We start from the raw sequence: 19,273 nt of genomic DNA, 5'->3' as shown, positions 1-19,273 counted from the left end.
CGCAACTCGGTTTCCCGCATGATATCCCATCGGCGGGATGAAGTCAACCGGTTACCCACCGCCCGTGAATTCGCTTGACTTCGACCCGCCCCTGACGCAGGATAAATGCATGAAAACACGCGTGTTCAAACGGCTTGAATCCGATAGAAACGAGCGCTCCGTGCATATCGGCGACCTGATCATCTTCCGTCATCACGGGGAGATCCAGATCGGCATGCTGCAGGCGGTTTCCCGGAAGAAACTCAAGGTGGCGACCTCCGCCAACCGGGTCATGGACCTCTCGACGGATCCCATCGTACGGTATACCGATATCCGGGTCCGCGACCTGCCGGAAATGCTGGCCGTCCGGCGACAAATCGAGGACCAGGCCCTTTCCTTCGACCTTGAAGAGGTCTGGGAGATCCTCAAGGACGATCCCACCGTTTTCACCGCGGAAGATATCGGTGAACTGTACTGGGGCGAACCTGGGTCGCCCGAACAACGGGCGGCCATGCAGCTGCACCTGAGCCGCCAGTGCCTGTACTTCTGCGCGCGGGACAACGGCTTCACGTCCCGCACGTCCGACCAGGTCAGTAGCATCCTGGACAAGGAGGCCCGCCAGCGCGCCGTGGACGCCGAGCGGGAAGGTTTCGACCGCTGGCTCGCGGACGTAAACCAACAGGATCTCCAATCATTGACGAACCGCCAGAAACGCTGGCTGTCCCATCTCCGGGAGTACGTCGTTCAGGGCGACGAATGCGACGCGATCGAGCAGGTGCGGATCCTGCTGAAGGAACTGCCCACCCTGGCGGGCGGCGATCCACAGCGGTCCGTTTTCGATGTCATGGTGCGCAAGGGGTACTGGGACGAAGACGAAAACCTCGATCTGCTGCGTTACGAGATACCGACCGAGTTTTCCAACGAGGTGCTCGACTATGCCGCGGCCTGCCGGTCCTCCGAGTCCGGCCGGGAAGACCTGACCGGATTGCCGATCCTGTCGATAGACGATGCGTCCACGCAGGATATAGACGATGCCCTCTCCGCGGAACGGACCGAGGACGGCTACCGGATCGGCGTGCATATTACCGACGTGGCGGACCTCGTTCCCCGCGATTCGGTCCTGGACCTCGCGGCACGGGAGCGGATGTCGTCCCTCTACCTGCCGGATCGGCACATACCCATGCTGCCCGCCAGTCTCTCCCAGGACCACTGTGCGCTGCTCGAGGGCGAAAAACGCTGCGCAATCAGTTTCTTTTTCACGTTGTCATCGGACTTCGATCTGCTGGATTCCCGGATCAAGCCGACCCTGATCGTCAATCGGGCAAGGCTGTCCTACGACGAAGCCAACCGGTTGCTGGGGACGACTGAGCAACCGTACGCAGAAGTGCTGCAGATCCTGAACCAGGCGGTGGACGTATTCTACCAGCGTCGCATCGACCAGGGCGCGGTCGACCTGGAGCGCAGCGAAATCTCGATCAAGGTAGACGGAGAGAAACGTATCCGGATTGTGCGCCGGGACACTTCCACCCGGTCCGAACACATCGTGTCGGAACTGATGATCCTCGCCAACCGGACCGCCGCGGCCTATCTGTCCAGCCGAGACATACCCGCGGTTTATCGTACCCAGGCCGAGACCGACCTGGGCGACCTGGAGCAGGCGGAGCACGACGCGGTCTGGCGCTTCCTGGTTCTGAGAAAAATGAAGCCCCTCGAACTCAGCCTGAAGTCCGGTCCGCACGCCACGCTGGGGGTAGACACCTACTGCCAGATCACGTCGCCGATCCGGCGTTATGCCGACCTGGTCCTCCAGCGGCAGCTGCGGGCGGCCCTGGCGGAAGGGTCCCCGTCCTACGACGCCGACGAAATGATGGATGAACTGTCCGCCCTCGAACGCAGCAGGATACTGAACAAGATCCAGGCCAGGCGGGAATGGTACTGGCTGCTCAAACTCCTCGAGCAACAGAAAGACGTGCATATCCGGGCGATCGTCCTCGAGACGCGGGAACGGAACATCCTGGTCGAGTTTCCGGATTTCGGAACGCGGATGGCGGTCAAGGTGGAGGGCAGGCCTTCACCGGGTGTAGAACTCGTGTTGACGCCCGTCGCAATCGACCCGTGGTCGGGTACGCTGAGATTGCGGCAGGTTACAGATCACTCCTGAACCGGAAGGAGCTTTTCCTTGGTAAAGATACGTTCACTGGAGCATGTAGCCGTGGCCTACCGGGACACGGACGCCGCGGCGAAGTGGTACTGCGACGTGCTGGGATTCGAAATCGCGCTCAAGTTCAACAACCCGGGGAACGACGCGAACTTCTACTTCGTCCGGGATCCCGCCGGCACCTGTTTCATCGAGATCATTTCCATGCCCGATGGAGATGACACGCAACTCTCCGATATCCGGACCTCCCACGTGCATATCGCCTTCAACGTGGATGACATGGACGAAGCGGTTGCCGTGCTGAAATCGAAGGGGGTAATGCTGGAAGGTCCGCCGACCCGGGCCGGGGAGAACATCCTGCTCTTCTTCCGCGATCCGGAAGGCGCGCCGCTGCAACTGGTACAGCGGGCGAAACCGCTCTGAGATCGAGACTTCAGAAGCCGATTTCGAAACCGAGCCGGATCTCCCGGGGTGGGGCGTACTGCTGAGGATCGAGGCTCAACAGGCGCCTTAGCCGGACGAACTCCTCCGACCGGCCCGTAAACGACTCCAGGGTATATCCGTCGTCTCCCGGACGGCCCGTGTTGGCGTAGACGCTGACGACGTTCCGGCGGTCGAACACGTTACGGACTTCGGAGAACAACGTGTACGATAACCGGCCGGCCCTGAAGCGCTTCCTGAGACGCAGGTCGAGGTTGGCGAAGGCCGGCAACCGCGCCTGATTCCGTTCGATTTCCGTCCGTTCACGCAGGGCGTTGGTCGGCGTGTAGGGCAGGCCGCTGCCGAAGTAACCGACCAGGGACATCCCCCATCCCCGCAGCGGTACGCCCAGTATGCGTTTCTCCAGCGTTTCGGGCGCGAGCACGTTCACCACGGCTTTCAGGGTGTGCCGCTGGTCGAAGGCGAGCGGGAAATAGCCTCTTTCCGCGGAATCTGTGGAGCCGGTCGGCCTGGCCTGCTCCGCGTGCTCCTGGGGCGTGGACGCGCTTCCGCGGGCGATGGAATAGGTGTAGTTGAAGGAACCGGAAACAACGCGCGACACGTCCCGTTTCACGATCAGTTCCACGCTGCGCACAGAACCGAAGTCCGCATTGTTGAAGATGTAGTACATCCCACCAGGATACTGGACCTGCGCTGTCGACGTCAGGTTGGAGATGGTCTTGTAGGATGCCGTGAACCCGACGCGGACGTCTTCGGACAGCATATGCTCCAGGCCGAACTCATAGGCCACGGTCTTCTGCGGGGACAGATCGGGATTCCCCAGACGCGGGGATTCGCCGCTGAAGTCGCGCCGCAGGTTCGTATAGGCATGCCGGAACTCCGGCGGCTGGTAGAAGTAGCCGTAGTTGAACCGGAGCAGGCTTCGCAGCGTGAAGGAGTGGGAAACGCCCAGACGAGGGCTCAGCCTTAACTTGGTCGAGTTGTCCCGTTGCGCGGCCTGGCCCGAGGGAAGATCGACGAAAAACCGCTGGCTCGTGTCCAGGTAATCCATTCGAAGCCCGGCGTCCACGATCAACCGGTTCAACTCCACCCTGTTCTGAAAGTACAGGGCGCCTTCCACGGGATTGACGATGTACCTCTGCCCCTGCGGTACGGCCTGCAGGAACGACCGCTCGTTCCAGTCCAGCCGGTACCACTGCGCTTCGACGCCCGCCCGGACCTGGTTCCAGTAGGTAGCCTGCCCGCTCAGGTCCGCTCTTACGCCGTAATAGGTTGCCCGGGCGTCCCGGTACAGCGGGAAGAAGTCGTTGCCTTCCGTGAACGGCAGTCCCTCGTATCGATCGGACGGCAACTGGGTGGACTCGTAGATCGATCCGTTGTATTGACCATGATCGTCCACCGAATAGCCCGGCCACTCCGACCAATATCTGTCCGCCAGCATGGTGGGAAACAGGATGCTGTTGGTGGCATACCTGTAAAACCGCGCGGTATAGAAGAGTCGCGGACTGATGTTCTGGCTGACCGACAGGTTGAGCGCCTGGCTGCCGGCCTGTCTTTCCGGAAGTCCGTCCGGATTGAAATCGTAGGAAAGCCCGTTCTGATTGCGATGGTCATACTGGAAATGGCGCTGACGGAAGTAGTGACCGCTGATCTTCAGCTTCATGAGGGGATAGGGCTTGAACACCAGGTTTCCCGCCACCGTGGCCAGCGAACGGCTGTTGTGGGGGATATGGTGCCCGTCGCTCAGGACCTGGCCCGAAAGGAAATAGCCGCCACGGTTCCCGAACCAGGGCAGCGCGCCACTGAGCGTCCCCTCCAGGCGACCTCCCCGGCCCGCCGCGGTTTCGTCGTAACTTCCCGCCTCCAGGTCATACTGGGACTGCAGCGTCGTCGCGACCCTGAAGGTGCCCGACAGGGGACCGCTCCCCTCGCGGGTCACGATATTGACGACGCCCGACATGGCCTCCCCGTACTGCGCGTTGAAGCCGCCCCGGTTGACCACCAGTTCCTCGACCGAAGCCAGGGGTATATGTGTACCCATGCCGCCCAGCAGGGGGTCCTCCAGGGTGGCGCCGTCCACGTAGTAGGAGATCTCGTTCGCCCGGCCGCCCCGTACGTGCAGGCCGCCCTCGGCGTCGCGGACCACCCCGTTCTGGAGAAAGATCAGGTCCGACAAATCCGTTACGGGCAATGACTCGATTTCCCGGGGGACGATCAATTCGCTCGAAGCGGTCAGGTCCGACCGAACGGAAGTCCTCCGCGCGGTAATGGTAACGGGCTCGGCCAGGTCGAGCATCGTCGTTTCCAGCTCGAAATCGATCCGCGTGGTGCGGTCGCTGTTTATGGTCAGCACCTGGGTACGGACGGGCAGGTAGCCGATCATCTGCACTGCGAGCCGGTACGCGCCCACGGGAACATTGAGGATGAAATACTCCCCGTTCAAGCCGGAAATGGCCCGTGAATCGGTGCCCTCGACGCGAATCGTGACGCCGGCCAGTGGATCACCGGTCGCCGCGTCCCGCACAAACCCCGTGACCTTGCCGGAGGTGACGGCCAGGGCGGAACCCGGGACGAGTCCGCATAAAAAAACGATCAGCAAAGCAATGCGCTTCATAGGCCTCCAGTTTCTCTCAAGTTGGATACAATCATCCATCATTAACAGGCCGCAAATAACATGCCGACAGGCGTTTACCGCACGCATTTTCTGCCGGAAACGTTTAAAAACGTGGAATTTCGGGTTCAAACCGCTCGGAAAGCGGAGAATCTGTGCGTAACGCGGGTGCGAACCGGAAAACCCCTTCGGAACGATGTGAAAGGATTTGCATAGGCTCAGCCGCCCGCAGAACCGGCGTAGCTGGCCTCGAAACGCCGTTTCTTGTCCCGGTAGCGATCGGCTTCCTCGAACCTGCGCCGCTTCTCCGCGCCGGCGGCGTATACGTCGATTTTCCGGTACAGGGTATCCAGGGCGGCGGTCAGGGCCTCGCCTTCCAGCGCGCCGCTGTGAATCAGCTTCTCCAATGCGCGGATGCGGAAACGGTCCATGCCCCAGTACGCGTGCGACAACTGGTCCTCGTGGCCGCCGAACTTCAACAGCAGGGGTTCGTCCACGTAAAGCACCGGTTCCCGCGCGCAGATGCGCAGCCACAGATCGTAGTCTTCGCAGACCGGCAGTTCCGGGTCGAACATGCCGAAGCGTTCAAACAACGCACGATGTATCAGCGCGGAGGAAGGAGAAATGACACACAGGGGCAGGCAGTGCTGGAAGATGTGTCCGCCGTGCTTGGCGTGCTTTTTCATGGGATTGACCCGCCTGCCCCTGCGGATCCAGATTTCATCAGTATGGCAGAACCTGAACTGCGGCTCGCGTTCCAGCGCGTCCCACTGTCTTTCCACCTTGCGGGGCAGCCATTCGTCGTCGGAATCGAGCAAGGCGATCCAGTCGTGTTCCGCCGCGCGGATGCCGTGATTCCTGGCCGCGCTCACGCCCTGGTTTTCCTGGCGAAGGTACCGTACTTCCGGCATAGCGTGGACGAGGGCGGGGGTACCGTCCGTCGAACCGTCGTCGACCACGATGATCTCGGCCGGCGGCGCCGTCTGCTCAAGGACGGACCGGATCGCCGACGGCAGCCTGTCTTCCCGGTTGTAGGTGGGAATCACGACGGAGACGGGGCGGTTTTTCGATTCCATACGGTACCAGATGACGGCGCGTACTCGTCGACAGGAACAGCACCTTCCCTGTACCCGTCAATGCAGGCCGTATTTCTTGATTTTGTACTGAATGGTCCTGACCGTGACGCCGAGGGCCTCCGCCGCGCGCGTCCGGTTTCCGCCTGATTTCAGCAGCGCCTGTTGGATGAGATGTTTCTCGGCCTCTCCCCTGGAGTCCTTGAGCGAACCCTGGACGGGGACCGCGGCCGATTCTAGCGTGGACGCGTGGGGAAAGCCGGGCAGATGTTCCGGCAGGATGCGTTCTCCGTCGCTCAATACGACGGCGCTTTCGATGGCGTTCTCCACTTCCCGGATGTTCCCGGGCCAGTCGTACCTCGTGCAGATCTCCAGGGCTTCTTCGGAGATGTACTTGTCGCCTAGTCCGTTCTCCCGCGTGTACTTCCGGATGAAGTAGTCGATGAGCGGCGGGATGTCGTCCCGGTGTTCGCGAAGAGGCGGCACCACGATGGGTATGACGTTCAGCCGGTAGTAGAGGTCCTGCCGGTAGCGCCCCTCGGCTACCGCGTCCTCCAGATTGCGGTTGGTGGCCGCGATTACCCGGACGTCGATATGCAGCGGTTCCGTGCCGCCGAGTCGTTCGAACCGGCGTTCCTGCAGCACGCGCAGCAGCTTGACCTGGACGGCTCCGCTTATCTCGCCGATTTCGTCCAGGAAGATCGTCCCGCCGCCCGCCCGCTCGAAATACCCCTTGCGCGTCGTGCTTAGCGCGCCGGTATACGCCCCCTTTTCGGTCCCGAAAAGTTCGCTTTCCAGGAGGCTTTCGGGAATGGAAGCGCAACTTACATCCACGAACGGATGTTCCCTCCGGTAGCTTCTGGCGTGGATTGCCCGGGCGATCAGGCTCTTGCCCGTACCGCTTTCACCGAGCAGCAGGACCGTCGTATTGGCCCGGGCGACCTTCTCCACCCGGTCGAAGATGTCTTTGATCTGAGCGCTTTCGCCGATGATATCCGGGGCGGGGATGGAAGGCGGTTTGGGTGAAGCATCCATGCTCCTTCGGTTCTTCTTCTCCTGCAGCGCGCCTTCTATGGTGGCGAGCAGTTCCTCGAACTTCACCGGCTTGGTCAGGTAGGTAAAAGCGCCGTCGCGCATGGCCTTGACGGCCGTCTCCACGGTGGCGAAGGCCGTCATCATGATGATACTCGTATCCGGCGAAGTGCCGGTCATGCGCTTGATCAGGTTCAGGCCGTTGACCCGGGGCATTTTCATATCCGTGAGCAGGACGTCGAAACGGCCGTTCCGCGCCGTCTCATAGGCCTGCTCCCCGTCCGCCACGCCCGTGACGTCGTACCCCTCGCCCGACAGCAGCTCGACCAGTCCTTCACGGGTGTTCCGGTCGTCTTCCGCGATCAGGATGCGTTCCATGTGTGACCTCTGTTCCTATTGTCCGGCGGAAGACCCGGTTGTTTCCGCTTCCAGCGCCGGCAGGGTCAGCGTGAAGGCCGTTCCTTTGCCGGGCGTGCTTTCGACCAGGATCACGCCCCCGTGTTTCTCCACGATCTGCTGGGCGATGGGCAGGCCAAGGCCCGTTCCGGTCGACTTGGACGTGTAGTACACTTCGAATATACGATCCAGCCGGCCGGGATCAATACCCCTTCCCGTATCTTCGAATTTTATGTTGATCCGGGGGCTGTCCCCCGAACCTTCCAGGGTCAGGTCGCTGCGGTTGAGGGGCGGCGCCCGCTCCGTGGAGATCGTAAGCGTGCCTCCGGCCTCCATGGCATCGAAAGCGTTCAGCATGATGTTCAGAAACACCTGCTTGATCTGGTTGACATCGACCGATACCGGCATTGCGCCGTCCCGGTACCGGGTGACGATGCGGACGCCTCGTTCCTGTGCCGTGCCCTGGTGGGTCGCGACGACTTCGTCGAGCACCTCGTTGATGTCGTGGGGGTAAGGCACCAGTTCGGGGGGGCGGGCGTAATTCAGGAAGTTCTCGACGAGGCTGTCGATACGCCAGATTTCCGAAATCACTTTCTCATAGTGCCCGCCCCGGTTACCCAGGTCGCCGTTCTGCTTCTCCATGTCCCGCTTGAGGATCCTGAGGTTGATGATCATGGAATTGAGCGGATTCCGGATCTCGTGGGAGAGTATGGTAGCGAACTTGCTCAGCGTCGCAAGCCGCTCGGCCTGTTTCAGGCGGCGTTCCTTCTCCAGCAGCTCGCGGGCCATCTGGTTGAACTCACGGGCCAGGGTCGTCAGTTCGCCATGGCCCGGTGTTTCGATGGTATGAGTCAGCCTGCCCCGGGCGAACAACTGCGCGCCACGCACCAGTTCGTAGATCGGTCGGACGATTTTCCGGACGACGAGGATACCGATCAGCGATGCGACCGCCGCGCTGATCACCATGAGTACGCTGATGCCCAGGATCATGTCCCGGGACCTGGCAAAGGCCCGGTCCGCCGGTTGTTCGATGACGACCTTCCACCCGATCGGCGCGACGGTCGCGAAGGCAGCGACCATTTCCCCCGACGCCCCGGTGTAGACCAGCGTGCCGCTTTGCTGTTCACCCAGCGCCGTGCCGACGGGAGAGCCGGTCAAATCGTCCTGGCGGTACACCCTTTCCCGTTCCGGATGGGCAATCAGGCGGCCGGTTCCGGTCGCGACGTAGGCATTCCCGAACCCCTCCCGTTGTCCCTCCCCCAGTTGTATGTTGTCCACCAGGTCCCACATGTCCTTCAGGCTTACCCGCGCAGCGAGGTATCCCGTGTGTTCGTCGAGACGCCGTACGGGCACGGTGATCGTCACCGCGGGCAGGCCGTCGTCCGCGATGAATACCGGGGAGACCGAAGTGCCGTCTTCCACAGGAAGCACCAGGTCCGGGCGTGCCTGCAACGGCCCTTCGAGCCGCGTGGTCAGCCACTCGCTCCCCGACAGGTCAAGCACGGATAGTTCGCTGAGGAAATCCTGCCGGATGACCAGGTTGTCGATCAGTTGCTGATATACCGCGTCCGTCGCGTCGATCATGTCCATATTGTCCGCGGCGAGATCGATCACGCGCTGCGCCTGTTCGATATACAATCGGATTTCGTTACTCGCCCGGCGTGCGACCTCGAGGTTGCCGTCCGCCACCGTGTCTTCGATCGAACGGCGGGCCGTCGCGAGCAGAAGCAGTCCGACGATCAGCACCGGAATGGTGGCCAGCGCGATATGGGACACGAGCAGCCGTGGCCACAAACCTTCTCGTAAGTTTCTGGGAAACATGGAATTGCGCGCCGTCAAGGAGCGGTTTCGGCTCGAATCCAGGCCGCGGGCGACCGGAGCGCTTCACCTGGGCGGCCCAGGTTTTTCAAGGTAGGATCGTACGCGATGTACCGGGTATCCACGAAGTAGAGGAACATGCAGGGCTGGTCCTGGATCAAGAGCATTTCGAGCTGCTGATAGACCGGTCCGGCCCGATACTGGTCGGGCAGCCCGAAGAGGAAGTTTATGTTGCGGTCGACCTGGCGGTTCCTGTAACCGAGCATGTTCCCCAGGCCAATGCTCTCAGAGTGGAATACGGCGTAGAGATCGTCTGCCGTGGGCTCGAAATCCTGCACGAACAGCGCCGCGTCGTAGCTGCCGATACCGAGCCGCTGGACCAGTTCTTTCTGGGTAACGGGCACGGGAACGACCTGGATGCCGATATGGTTCAGGTTCAGCTTGACGACACGCACCGTCTTCTCGGCCGAAGTCTGTCCCCTTGGGAACAGCAGCTCGAACCGGAGGGGCTGTCCCTCCCGGTCCAGGAACCCGTCGCCGTCGCCGTCCCCCCAACCCTGGAGGCGCAGCAGTTCAAGGGCCTCGCGCGGACGGTAATTGAGTCCCATGTCGCCGCCCTTGAACTCGAAATCCGGGTGTATGGGACCCTGGGCCAGCACCCCGGCGCCGCGCACGAGCACCTCTTCCAGGATGCGCTGGCGGTCGGTGGCGTAGGTCAGCGCGCGCCGGATGGCCGAATCCGCAAGCAGCGGATGCCGGTGATTGTAGAATACCGCCGAGAAGGCGCGGCTTCCGGGCACGATCGCCTGTATCTTCGCATCGAAGCGCGCCCGTTTCAGGTCCTTCAGCGTGCCGTCGCGTTCCACTTCGATGAGATCCACTTCCCGCATGATGAAAGCCGCCTGCAGGGATTCCGAAGTGGGGTAGAACCGGTAGACCACCCGGTCCAGGTTCGCGCGGCCCTGGTGCCAGGTCTCATTGGCCTCGAGCGTCACCGTATCGTGGACGGGCCATGACGCGACCCGGTATGGACCCAGTCCGATGGGCCGTGTCGTTTCCAGGTGCGCGCCGGCGTCGGCGAAGAGGCCGGGGCCCATCTGGTGCCTGGGCAGTATGGGCAGGGTTGCGAGCCGGTTGGGAAAGGCTTCGATCGGCGACTTCATGATGATCCGGACGGTCTGTTGATCGAGGGCGGAAATCTGTTCGATGTTCTGGAAATAGCGGTGAAAGACGGGATCGTACACCCGGGCGGCCTTGTATCGCGTGTACGTAAAAATCACGTCGGCGGCCGTCATCGGCTCCCCGTCGTGAAATTCTATATCCTGTTTCAGCCGGAACACCCAGTCGCGGCCGTTTGACAGCTTGAAGGGCAGATAGGCCAGCCCGTCCGACGGCGTACCCGATTCATCCACGCGTAGCAGGCCTTCGCCATAGATCAGCGAGGCAATCTCCCGCTCCACGCCGAGACTGTTGAACAGGGGGTGGAAGGTGAGATCGCCGACGGCCACCTTGCCGATGGTGACCGTACTGCCATCCTGGTCCGGGCGCTCCTGGGGTTCCAAACGGTCCAGTCGGTCCTGGAGCTCAGGACGCACCAAACGCTGGCCGAGGACCACCTCTGGTATTGAGAGCAGGAACAGGCCCAGGATCAACGTGAAGGCAAGCGGGTGTTTGACTGTGATATGCCGTGTCTTCAGCATGAAAACACCGCCCTGTGTTACCTGATCTGTCGGGGGGATCGTGTGAGTGTCAGCATTTTAATATCGACTGGACCGCCTGTCAAGCAGATTACGGCCCCGGGCACGAGTCAATGCGGGATGCCGGCTGTCGCGGACAATCGGCCCACACGGACCGATGGCCAACACGGACCGGTGATGAATACGGACCGGTGCCCAACTTCCAATTGACACGCGGCGGCCGGCCGGGTAGATTGAGCCGGGCCGCGGGCACCGCGGTATTCGGGGCAACGGTATCGGGTATTGTTTATGGATGGATTCAACGGCTCAGGGTCAACGCGAAAGCGAGCCGGTTGCGTCGCTGCCCTGTTTGTCGCGGCATTCGTGCATGCGGCCTGCGGGGGCGAAGACACCTTTGTGCTGACCGTTTACAACACGCTGGAGAGTACGGAAGCCATTCGGGTCGACCTGGCGGGGGACGCGAGGGAACTGCCGGTAGGCGCGTACACGGAGTTCCGGTCGGTCAAGCCCGGGACGCACATCCTGTCGGTGGAATCCCCTACCTGTTCGGGTGTCGACCGCAATTCGGTGGAAGTCGCCGCCGATACCATTCTCCGGTACCGCGCCGAAAGAAACGCGCAGACGGGGGCGTGTGAAATCGCGTGGCGTGTAGAGGAATTCCGGTCCGTAACGCCGACCGGACCGTGAGTATTCCGGGGTCGTTCAATTGGCAGGACACCAGATTTTGGTTCTGGCTATCCAGGTTCGAGTCCTGGCCCCGGAGTTTGCTGCTTTGAATCGGCCCCTGCTGTTTTCAGTACTTCGTCTTCGGTTTGCCACAACAACTCCAACGAATCCACCACGGACTCCAGACTCTCCGCATCCCACCTCTCTGCGATCTGTAACGCACGCTGTCGAGCGTGACTCAAGAACACTTCCGTAGCTTTCCTGCCGAGATCGGTCAGTTCACAGATAATCAGCCTGCGGTCAGTCGGACTTGTGCCTCGCTTAACGTACTCCTTTTGAACCAGGTTCTTCACGATGATCGTCGTGTGGGCGATCGAAGTGCCCAGTTCGCTCGCGATATCGCTCATTTTCAACGGGCCGAAGTATCCCAGCAGGAACAGGGTGTTCATCTGGTGCGCATTCACGTGCAGGCGTCTGAGTTCTGTAATACGACCGCTGAACATCAAGCGATTCAGATGTTCAACCGCATATACGAACCGTTCGATCAGCTTGCCTTCCGGGCCTGTTTTCGGTTTTCTCTGCATCATCGCCTGACTGGAAACATGGGTTCACGCATCACATTAAGAAAACGACTATTCTTTGAATATAAACATTTCTGCTAAAGTAACAACCGATTCGAATCCAACCAGCAGCCTCGATCGAAAAATTGATACTGGAAGTTGGATCGAATGTTGGATGAAAACTGAGGGACGGTAACGGATGGTCGCGGGTTTCCCGTCCCTTCGAACCTGCCACCCATGATGCGCCTAGATCTGTCCCAGGGCCTGGTCCAGGTCGGCGATCAGATCGTCGGCGTTTTCGATCCCCACGGAAAAACGGACGAGTTCGTCTTTGATGCCAATCTCGAGGCGCTCGGACCGGTCCATTTCATAGAAGGACATGATGGCGGGCTGCTCGATCAGGCTCTCCACGCCGCCCAGGCTCGGCGCGATGTAGGGGATGCGCACAGCGTCGATGAAGCGGATGGTCGTATCCATGTCTCCGTCGACCTCGAAGCTCACCACACCGCCGAAACCGCTCATCTGCCTGCGCGCGATTTCATGGCCCGCGTGGCTTTCCAGGCCGGGATAGTACGTCTTCCGGATGCGCGGATGGCCTTCCAGGAAACGGGCTACGGCCAGGCCGTTCGTGTTGTGCTGTTCCATGCGCAGGGCGAAGGTCTTCAGGCCGCGGATCAGCAGGTACGCGCCGTGCGGATCGACGATGCCCCCCGTGACGTCGCGGAACTCGCGGACGGCCGCGATGAGCGGCGCGCTGCCCACGACGGCGCCCGACAGCAGGTCGTTGTGGCCGCCCAGGTACTTCGTGGCGCTGTGGAGGACCAGGTCGATCCCGTATTCCAGGGGTTTCTGGTTGAAGGGCGTGGCGAACGTGCCGTCGATCAGTACCTTCACCCGGTGCCGGTCGGCGATCTCCGAAACCTTCTCCAGGTCGATCACGTTCAGGTACGGATTCGTGGGGGATTCAGATACGATAAGCCGGGTCTTCCCGGTGATCGCCGAGGCCAGTTCATCATAATCGCCCGTCTTGACGAAGGTCACGTCGATGTTGTATCGCGGGAGGATCTGCCGGCAAAACTGGCGGCTGCGCCGGTAGCACTCGTCCATGACGATCACGTGGGCGCCCGAGGAGAGCATGGCGAGCAGCACGGATGTAAAGGCGCTCATCCCCGAAGAGAACAGGGCGGCGTCCTCACCGCCTTCCAACTCGGCGATCTTGCGCTCCGCCACCGACTTGGTGGGGTTGCCGTAGCGACCGTATTCCTCCCGGTCGACCTCTCCCGTCGTGTAGTCGATCAACTCCCGGGTATTCTGGAAGACGTAGGTGGAGGTCTGGACGATGGGATTGGTCACCGACGAAAACGGCTTGTCGCGGTGTTCCCCGCCATGCACGGAGCGTGTGGACAGCCCCTTTTTGTTACGCGGCATGTGAATCGGTTTCCTTTAAGGTCGTTAATAAACTACGGGTTCCTCGTACAAGCCGTGCACTTCCTGCATCACGCCCACGATCTCCCCCAGCGTGGCGTAGGCCTTCACCGCGGCCAGCATGGTCGGCATGACATTCTCCCCGTTCCGCAGCGCGGTACCCAGGTCATCGAGGGCGCGCCGGGCCGCCGGTCCGTCTCTACGCTGCCGCACCGCGTCGAGGCGGTTTCGCTGTTCCCTTTCGATGCGGGGGTCGATGCGAAGCGTCTCCAGGTCCGGGTCGTCGGGAGTAACGAAATCGTTTACGCCGGTGATGATCCGTTCCCTGTTCTCGATCTCCGACTGGTAACGGTTGGCCGCGGCCATGATCTCGCGCTGGGGAAAGCCCGCTTCGATCGCCCCGACCATGCCGCCGTAGCCGTCGATCTTCTTGAAATAGGCCTCGGCCTCCTCTTCCAGCCGGTTCGTCAGGGACTCGACGTAGTACGATCCTCCCAGGGGATCGACCGTGTCGGTCACGCCGGTTTCATGGGCGATGATCTGTTGGGTCCGCACGGCGATGCGGGCCGCCTTTTCCGAGGGCAGCGCGTAGGCTTCGTCCAGCGCGTTGGTATGCATCGACTGCGTGCCGCCCAGCACCGCGGACAGCGCTTCCACGGCCGTGCGCACGATGTTGTTCTCCGGCTGCTGGGCGGTCAGGCTGCACCCGGCAGTCTGGGTGTGGAATCGCAGCATCCAGGATCGCTCGGACCGGGCGCCGTACCGCCGCCGCATGTGGCGCGCCCAGATCCTTCGGGCGGCGCGGAACTTGGCGATCTCTTCGAAGAAATCGATGTGGGCGTTGAAAAAGAAGGACAGCCGGGAAGCGAAGCGGTCGACTTCGAGACCGGAGGCCATGCAGGCGTCGACGTAGGCAAATCCGTCCGCCAGGGTGAAGGCCAGTTCCTGGGCGGCCGTCGAGCCCGCCTCCCGAATGTGGTAACCGCTGATGCTGACAGGGTTCCACTGAGGTACGCGCTCCGTGCAGAAAACCACCGAATCGGATACGAACCTTACCGCGGAGGCCGGCGGACAGATCCACTCCTTCTGCGCGATGTATTCCTTCAGAATGTCGTTCTGCAGCGTGCCCCGCAATCCGGTCCAGGGTATGCCTCTTTTCTCCGCCAGGGCCAGGTACATGGCCAGCAGCACGGCGGCCGGGGCGTTGATGGTCATGGACGTGCTGATCCGGTCAAGCGGAATGCCGCCGAACAGGGTCTCCATGTCATCCAGCGAGTCAATGGCGACCCCGCAGACGCCCACTTCGCCTTCGGAGGACGGGTGATCCGAATCCAGCCCCATCAGCGTCGGTACGTCAAAGGCCACCGACAGGCCGTCCTGGCCCTGTTCCAGGAGAAACTTGAAACGGGCGTTGGAATCGGCCGCGGAACCGAAGCCGGAGAACTGCCGGATGGTCCAGGGCCTGCCACGGTACAGGGAAGCGTGGATCCCGCGCGTGTAGGGGTACTGGCCCGGATATCCTCCGTCCTGCAGATACCCGGCATCGGTCGGCCGGCCGGCCGTATACAACCCTTCAACGGGAGATCCGGAGATATTGGTGAAGGAAGGCTTGCGCAGGGGCCGCCCCCCGTTTTTAGCTTCCTTCGACTTACTTTCGATTCCGTTCATAGCGTCCGCCAGGCAAGACTTAATTGCGTCAAAACTAACTCAGTTACACCCGTTAGCAACACCGTAATATAGCCGTGGCCAGGGGGTCGTCAAGCGGGAAGTGCTCTCTTCAGCTACCGGCGGGAACCGCTGAATTCCGTTGACATTTTCGACACCGACCGGTTAAGATTCGCATGACCAGATCACACTTTTGATCGCGATATTCGCACGCGGCGATTTCAGGATTCGCCGCCCACCGTGCCGCGTTCGTCATCCACTTCAACCTTGGGCTACGTCATTATCTCGAATTCCGAACTTCCAGTAAGGTTATGAACACTCCCGAGATACCGCTCTTCCCGCTCAATACCGTGCTCTTTCCGGGCATGCCTCTGCACCTTCACATTTTCGAACCACGCTACAAGGAAATGGTGCACAAGTGCATCCACGAGAAAACGGAATTCGGCATTCTCCTCCTCCATGAAACCCAGTTGTGCCAGGTGGGCTGCACGGCCCGGATCACGCAGATACTGAGACAGTTCGAGAACGGTTCCATGGATATCCTCACCGAGGGCCGAAGGCGTTTCCGGGTCCTCGACGTGCTGAACCGCGAGTCCTACCTGGAAGCCGTCGTGGAGTACTTCGACGACGAGAACGAGGACATCCCCTCCGATCTCCTGAAGAAGGTCCTGAACGCCTACCAGAAAATGATCCGCCTGCAGACCAGGGGCGTGGGCGCCATCCGCGGCATATTCGATCCGGTGCACTTCTCCTTCATCATCGCGTCGACGATCGACATGGTCCTGAAGGACAGGCAATCCCTGCTGGAACTGACTTCCACCACGGAACGGATCAGGAAACTCGACACGGCGCTCCTCGTGACGATGCAGAAACTGGACAAGCAGGAAAAACTGAAGCGCGTGGCCGAAATGAACGGACATGGCAAGCACGAGCCCGAAGAAAGCGAATCCAAAAACGGCGAATAGCACCGCCGGCACGCGCCGCCTGACGGCCATGGCCGTGGCCGTGGCCCTCGCGGTCCTCCTCGGGTTCATCCGTCTATACCGGCTGCCGTGGGGCGGCTCGCTTTCGCTCAAGATCCTGCCCCTGGTCTACCTGGCGATCACCTACGGACCGAGGGCGGGCGTGGCAGGGGGGCTCGCCGCGGGCCTGGTCACGCTGATCCTCGACCCGGTCATCTTACATCCCATACAGGTCTTCCTGGATTACCTGCTGCCCTACGCGCTGATCGGGAACATCGGCTTCTTTCCTTCCTGGCCCAGGGTGGGCATCCTTGCGGCCGGCATACTCCGCCTGGCAAGCCACGTGGTGTCCGGCGCGGTCTACTTCGCGGCCTTCACGCCCCCGGAACTGAACCGGCAGGTCTACGAACTGATCCGGGATTACACGGGGGTCACCCTCTCCCCCCTGCTCCAGGAATGGACGGCGCCGTGGCTCTACGCCCTGCTCTACAATGCCAGCGTCGTCGTTCCCGAGACAATCCTGATGATCCTCTTCGCCCCGCCGCTGGTCCGCCGGCTCAATCGTGGATTCGCGCCGGAACAATCCCGGTGAGCGCGGGCGTGGAAACCGCTGGAATCGAGCAGGATCCACGACGCTTCGACGCAGGTATTTTCCTCTTGCCTGGCCGTCGGCCCTCCCGTATTATGTCACAGTTCGTCCGAACCGTTTTTCCCTTTAGCCTCTACTGTTCAGGAGCGATGGGTCCATGACGGAATCCCTGGAGTTGATCACGACCTCCAGCGACGAAGGAACGCTGCCGCTGCCCGAGCCGCTGTGCCGGGAAATCTACGACAAAATGCTGACCATACGGCGCTTCGAGGAGGCCGTGCTGGAGATCTACACCCAGGGCCTGATGCGCGGCCTGGCGCACCTGTATATCGGCCAGGAAGCCTCCGCCGTGGGCATCTGCTCGGCGCTGAACGACGACGACTACCTCACCAGCACCCACAGAGGCCACGGCCACCTGATCGCGAAGGGCGGCAAGGTAGACCGCATGATGGCGGAAATGATGGGCAAGGTCGACGGCTACAACCGCGGCAAGGGCGGCACCATGCACATCGCCGACATGAGCCTGGGTATCCTGGGCGCCAACGGAATCGTGGGGGGCGGAATGGGCATGGCGACCGGCGCGGCCCTGAGCGGCAAGATGCGCGGCAGCGGGCAGGTGGCCGTGTGCTTCTTCGGCGACGGCGCCATCAACCAGGGCGCTTTCCTGGAATCCGCCAACCTGGCTTCCATCTGGTCGCTGCCCGTCCTGTTCGTCTGCGAAAACAACCATTACGGAGAATACACGGCCGCCAGCGACGTTACGGCCGTCAGGGAACACGTGGCCGAACGGGCCGCGGGGTTCAACATGCCGGCCATGGTGGTGGACGGCAACGACGCCGTCGCGGTGCACGAGACCGCGGTGGAGATGGTGAAGCGGGCCCGGGCCGGCGAGGGTCCGTGCCTGATTGAGAACAAGACCTACCGGTACCGCGGGCACCACGTGGGCGACGGCGACCCTGAAAAGACCTACCGGACCCAGGAAGAGACGGACACCTGGCTCGCGAAGGATCCCATCCCCCGCTTCGCCCGGCGCATGCTGAAGGCGGGCATGGTCGACGAGGCGGAACTCGAATCCATCGACACGGAAATTACGAAGCGGGTGGAAGACGCCGTGACCTTCGCCAACGAATCCCCCTATCCCGCGGCCGACGAGGTGACCGACCATGTCTACGCCTGAGCGGGTAATCACCTATGGCGAGGCGGTCCGCGAGGCCATCGCGGAGGAGATGCGTCGGGACGAGACCGTCTTCTTCATGGGTGAGGACGTAGCCGCCGCGGGCGGCGTTTTCAAGGTCACCGTGGGGCTGCTCGACGAGTTCGGAGATGACCGGGTGCGGGACACGCCCATTTCGGAAGCGGGTATCATGGGCGCCGGCGTGGGCGCCGCCCTGACGGGCATGCGGCCCATCGTCGAAATCATGTTCGGCGATTTCATCACCATCGCCATGGACCAGATCGTCAACCAGGCGGCCAAGATGTGTTACATGACCGGTGGACAGGCCATGGTGCCGCTGACGATCCGGACCACGATCGGTGCGGGGCGTTCCTCGGCGGCCCAGCACTCACAGAGCCTGCAGGCCTGGCTGTCTCACATACCCGGCGTCAAGGTGGCCATCCCCTCCACGCCGGCCGACCTGAAGGGCCTGCTCAAGACCTCCATCCGCGACGACAACCCCACCGTCATCTACGAAGACAAGATGATGTATGCCCTGAAGGGGCCGGTACCCGATGACGACGACTACACCATACCCTTCGGCGTGGCCGACATAAAGCGGGAAGGGTCGGACGTGACCCTCGTCGCCACCTCGAGCATGGTGCACACCGCGCTCAAGGCCGCGGACATGCTGGACAAGGAAAGTATCAGCGCGGAGGTGGTGGATCCCAGGACGCTTTCACCCCTCGATATGGACACGATCATTCGTTCCGTCGAGAAGACCAGCCGCGCCGTAGTGGTCGACGAGGCCTACCAGAGCTACGGAGTCACGGGTGAACTCGCCTCCCGCATCGCCGACGAGGCCTTCGACTACCTGGACGCCCCCGTGAAGCGCGTGGGGGCCATGGACGTCCCCGTACCCTTCAGTCCCGGTCTGGAACCGGAAACCATCCCCGACGAGGCGAAGCTGGTCCAGACCGTCCAGGGACTTTTCCACGACGTTGCCGTCTGAACCGAGACTGCGGATTAGACCGAGACCGCGGAGCGA

15 protein-coding genes and 1 tRNA gene are annotated in these 19,273 nt (G+C 61.7%); 8 read left to right on the top strand and 8 right to left on the bottom strand.

The genetic code is table 11. The annotated features are described in order from the left end of the window. Positions 1–109 precede the first annotated feature (109 nt). Positions 110–2,140, top strand: a complete 2,031-nt coding sequence (locus OXH56_06880) for a ribonuclease catalytic domain-containing protein (GenBank protein ID MCY3555033.1) — start codon at positions 110–112, stop codon at positions 2,138–2,140. 18 nt (positions 2,141–2,158) lie between these two features. Further along, on the top strand, positions 2,159–2,560 hold the full coding sequence (locus OXH56_06875; GenBank protein MCY3555032.1) for a VOC family protein: 402 nt from the start codon (positions 2,159–2,161) through the stop codon (positions 2,558–2,560). Between the two features lie 10 nt (positions 2,561–2,570). On the opposite strand, the gene OXH56_06870 is transcribed toward OXH56_06875, so the two are convergent. The 5 genes from OXH56_06870 to OXH56_06850 form a co-directional block, all read right to left on the bottom strand. Then, positions 2,571–5,192 (bottom strand): TonB-dependent receptor, encoded by a 2,622-nt coding sequence (locus OXH56_06870; protein ID MCY3555031.1) that lies wholly within the window; start codon positions 5,190–5,192, stop codon positions 2,571–2,573. 215 nt (positions 5,193–5,407) lie between these two features. Continuing rightward, complete coding sequence (locus tag OXH56_06865) at positions 5,408–6,265, bottom strand: glycosyltransferase (protein MCY3555030.1); 858 nt, start codon at positions 6,263–6,265, stop codon at positions 5,408–5,410. 57 nt (positions 6,266–6,322) lie between these two features. Beyond that, positions 6,323–7,672, bottom strand: a complete 1,350-nt coding sequence (locus OXH56_06860; protein ID MCY3555029.1) for a sigma-54 dependent transcriptional regulator — start codon at positions 7,670–7,672, stop codon at positions 6,323–6,325. 15 nt (positions 7,673–7,687) lie between these two features. Further along, the gene (locus tag OXH56_06855; protein ID MCY3555028.1) at positions 7,688–9,484 is read right to left on the bottom strand and encodes an ATP-binding protein; all 1,797 of its coding nucleotides are present in this window, start codon (positions 9,482–9,484) and stop codon (positions 7,688–7,690) included. 41 nt (positions 9,485–9,525) lie between these two features. Next, positions 9,526–11,208, bottom strand: a complete 1,683-nt coding sequence (locus OXH56_06850; protein ID MCY3555027.1) for an ABC transporter substrate-binding protein — start codon at positions 11,206–11,208, stop codon at positions 9,526–9,528. Between the two features lie 285 nt (positions 11,209–11,493). Here OXH56_06850 and OXH56_06845 point away from each other — a divergent pair, with 285 nt between their 5' ends. Together OXH56_06845 and OXH56_06840 are read left to right on the top strand one after the other, a co-directional pair. After that, entirely contained in the window at positions 11,494–11,892 is a 399-nt protein-coding gene (locus OXH56_06845) for a hypothetical protein (protein ID MCY3555026.1), read from the top strand. A gap of 4 nt (positions 11,893–11,896) precedes the next feature. Then, a tRNA-Gln gene (locus tag OXH56_06840) sits at positions 11,897–11,968 on the top strand. Here OXH56_06840 and OXH56_06835 read toward each other — a convergent pair. The 3 genes from OXH56_06835 to OXH56_06825 all read right to left on the bottom strand — a co-directional run bounded on the left by OXH56_06835 (position 11,940) and on the right by OXH56_06825 (position 15,524). Further along, on the bottom strand, positions 11,940–12,458 hold the full coding sequence (locus OXH56_06835) for a MarR family transcriptional regulator (protein MCY3555025.1): 519 nt from the start codon (positions 12,456–12,458) through the stop codon (positions 11,940–11,942). The two genes, OXH56_06840 and OXH56_06835, sit on opposite strands and share 29 nt — an antisense overlap. 219 nt (positions 12,459–12,677) lie before the next feature. After that, positions 12,678–13,859: a PLP-dependent aspartate aminotransferase family protein gene (locus OXH56_06830; GenBank protein ID MCY3555024.1), complete on the bottom strand. Its 1,182-nt coding sequence runs from the start codon at positions 13,857–13,859 to the stop codon at positions 12,678–12,680. Positions 13,860–13,883: 24 nt separating this feature from the next. Further along, complete coding sequence (locus tag OXH56_06825) at positions 13,884–15,524, bottom strand: methylmalonyl-CoA mutase family protein (GenBank protein ID MCY3555023.1); 1,641 nt, start codon at positions 15,522–15,524, stop codon at positions 13,884–13,886. Positions 15,525–15,832: 308 nt separating this feature from the next. Here OXH56_06825 and OXH56_06820 point away from each other — a divergent pair, with 308 nt between their 5' ends. The 4 genes from OXH56_06820 (at position 15,833) to OXH56_06805 (ending at position 19,237) form a co-directional block, all read left to right on the top strand. Then, on the top strand, positions 15,833–16,486 hold the full coding sequence (locus OXH56_06820; GenBank protein MCY3555022.1) for an LON peptidase substrate-binding domain-containing protein: 654 nt from the start codon (positions 15,833–15,835) through the stop codon (positions 16,484–16,486). Further along, positions 16,440–17,075, top strand: coding sequence for an energy-coupled thiamine transporter ThiT (locus OXH56_06815; protein MCY3555021.1), 636 nt, complete (start codon positions 16,440–16,442; stop codon positions 17,073–17,075). The genes OXH56_06820 and OXH56_06815 overlap by 47 nt, the downstream gene beginning before the upstream one ends. Before the next feature lie 244 nt (positions 17,076–17,319). After that, complete coding sequence (locus OXH56_06810) at positions 17,320–18,249, top strand: thiamine pyrophosphate-dependent dehydrogenase E1 component subunit alpha (protein ID MCY3555020.1); 930 nt, start codon at positions 17,320–17,322, stop codon at positions 18,247–18,249. Beyond that, positions 18,236–19,237, top strand: a complete 1,002-nt coding sequence (locus tag OXH56_06805) for an alpha-ketoacid dehydrogenase subunit beta (protein MCY3555019.1) — start codon at positions 18,236–18,238, stop codon at positions 19,235–19,237. The genes OXH56_06810 and OXH56_06805 overlap by 14 nt, the downstream gene beginning before the upstream one ends. Positions 19,238–19,273 lie beyond the last annotated feature (36 nt).

The sequence above is a fragment of the Gemmatimonadota bacterium genome (assembly GCA_026702745.1).
Taxonomy (GTDB): domain Bacteria; phylum JAAXHH01; class JAAXHH01; order JAAXHH01; family JAAXHH01; genus JAAXHH01.
This window is presented reverse-complemented; position numbering and strand designations above follow the sequence as displayed.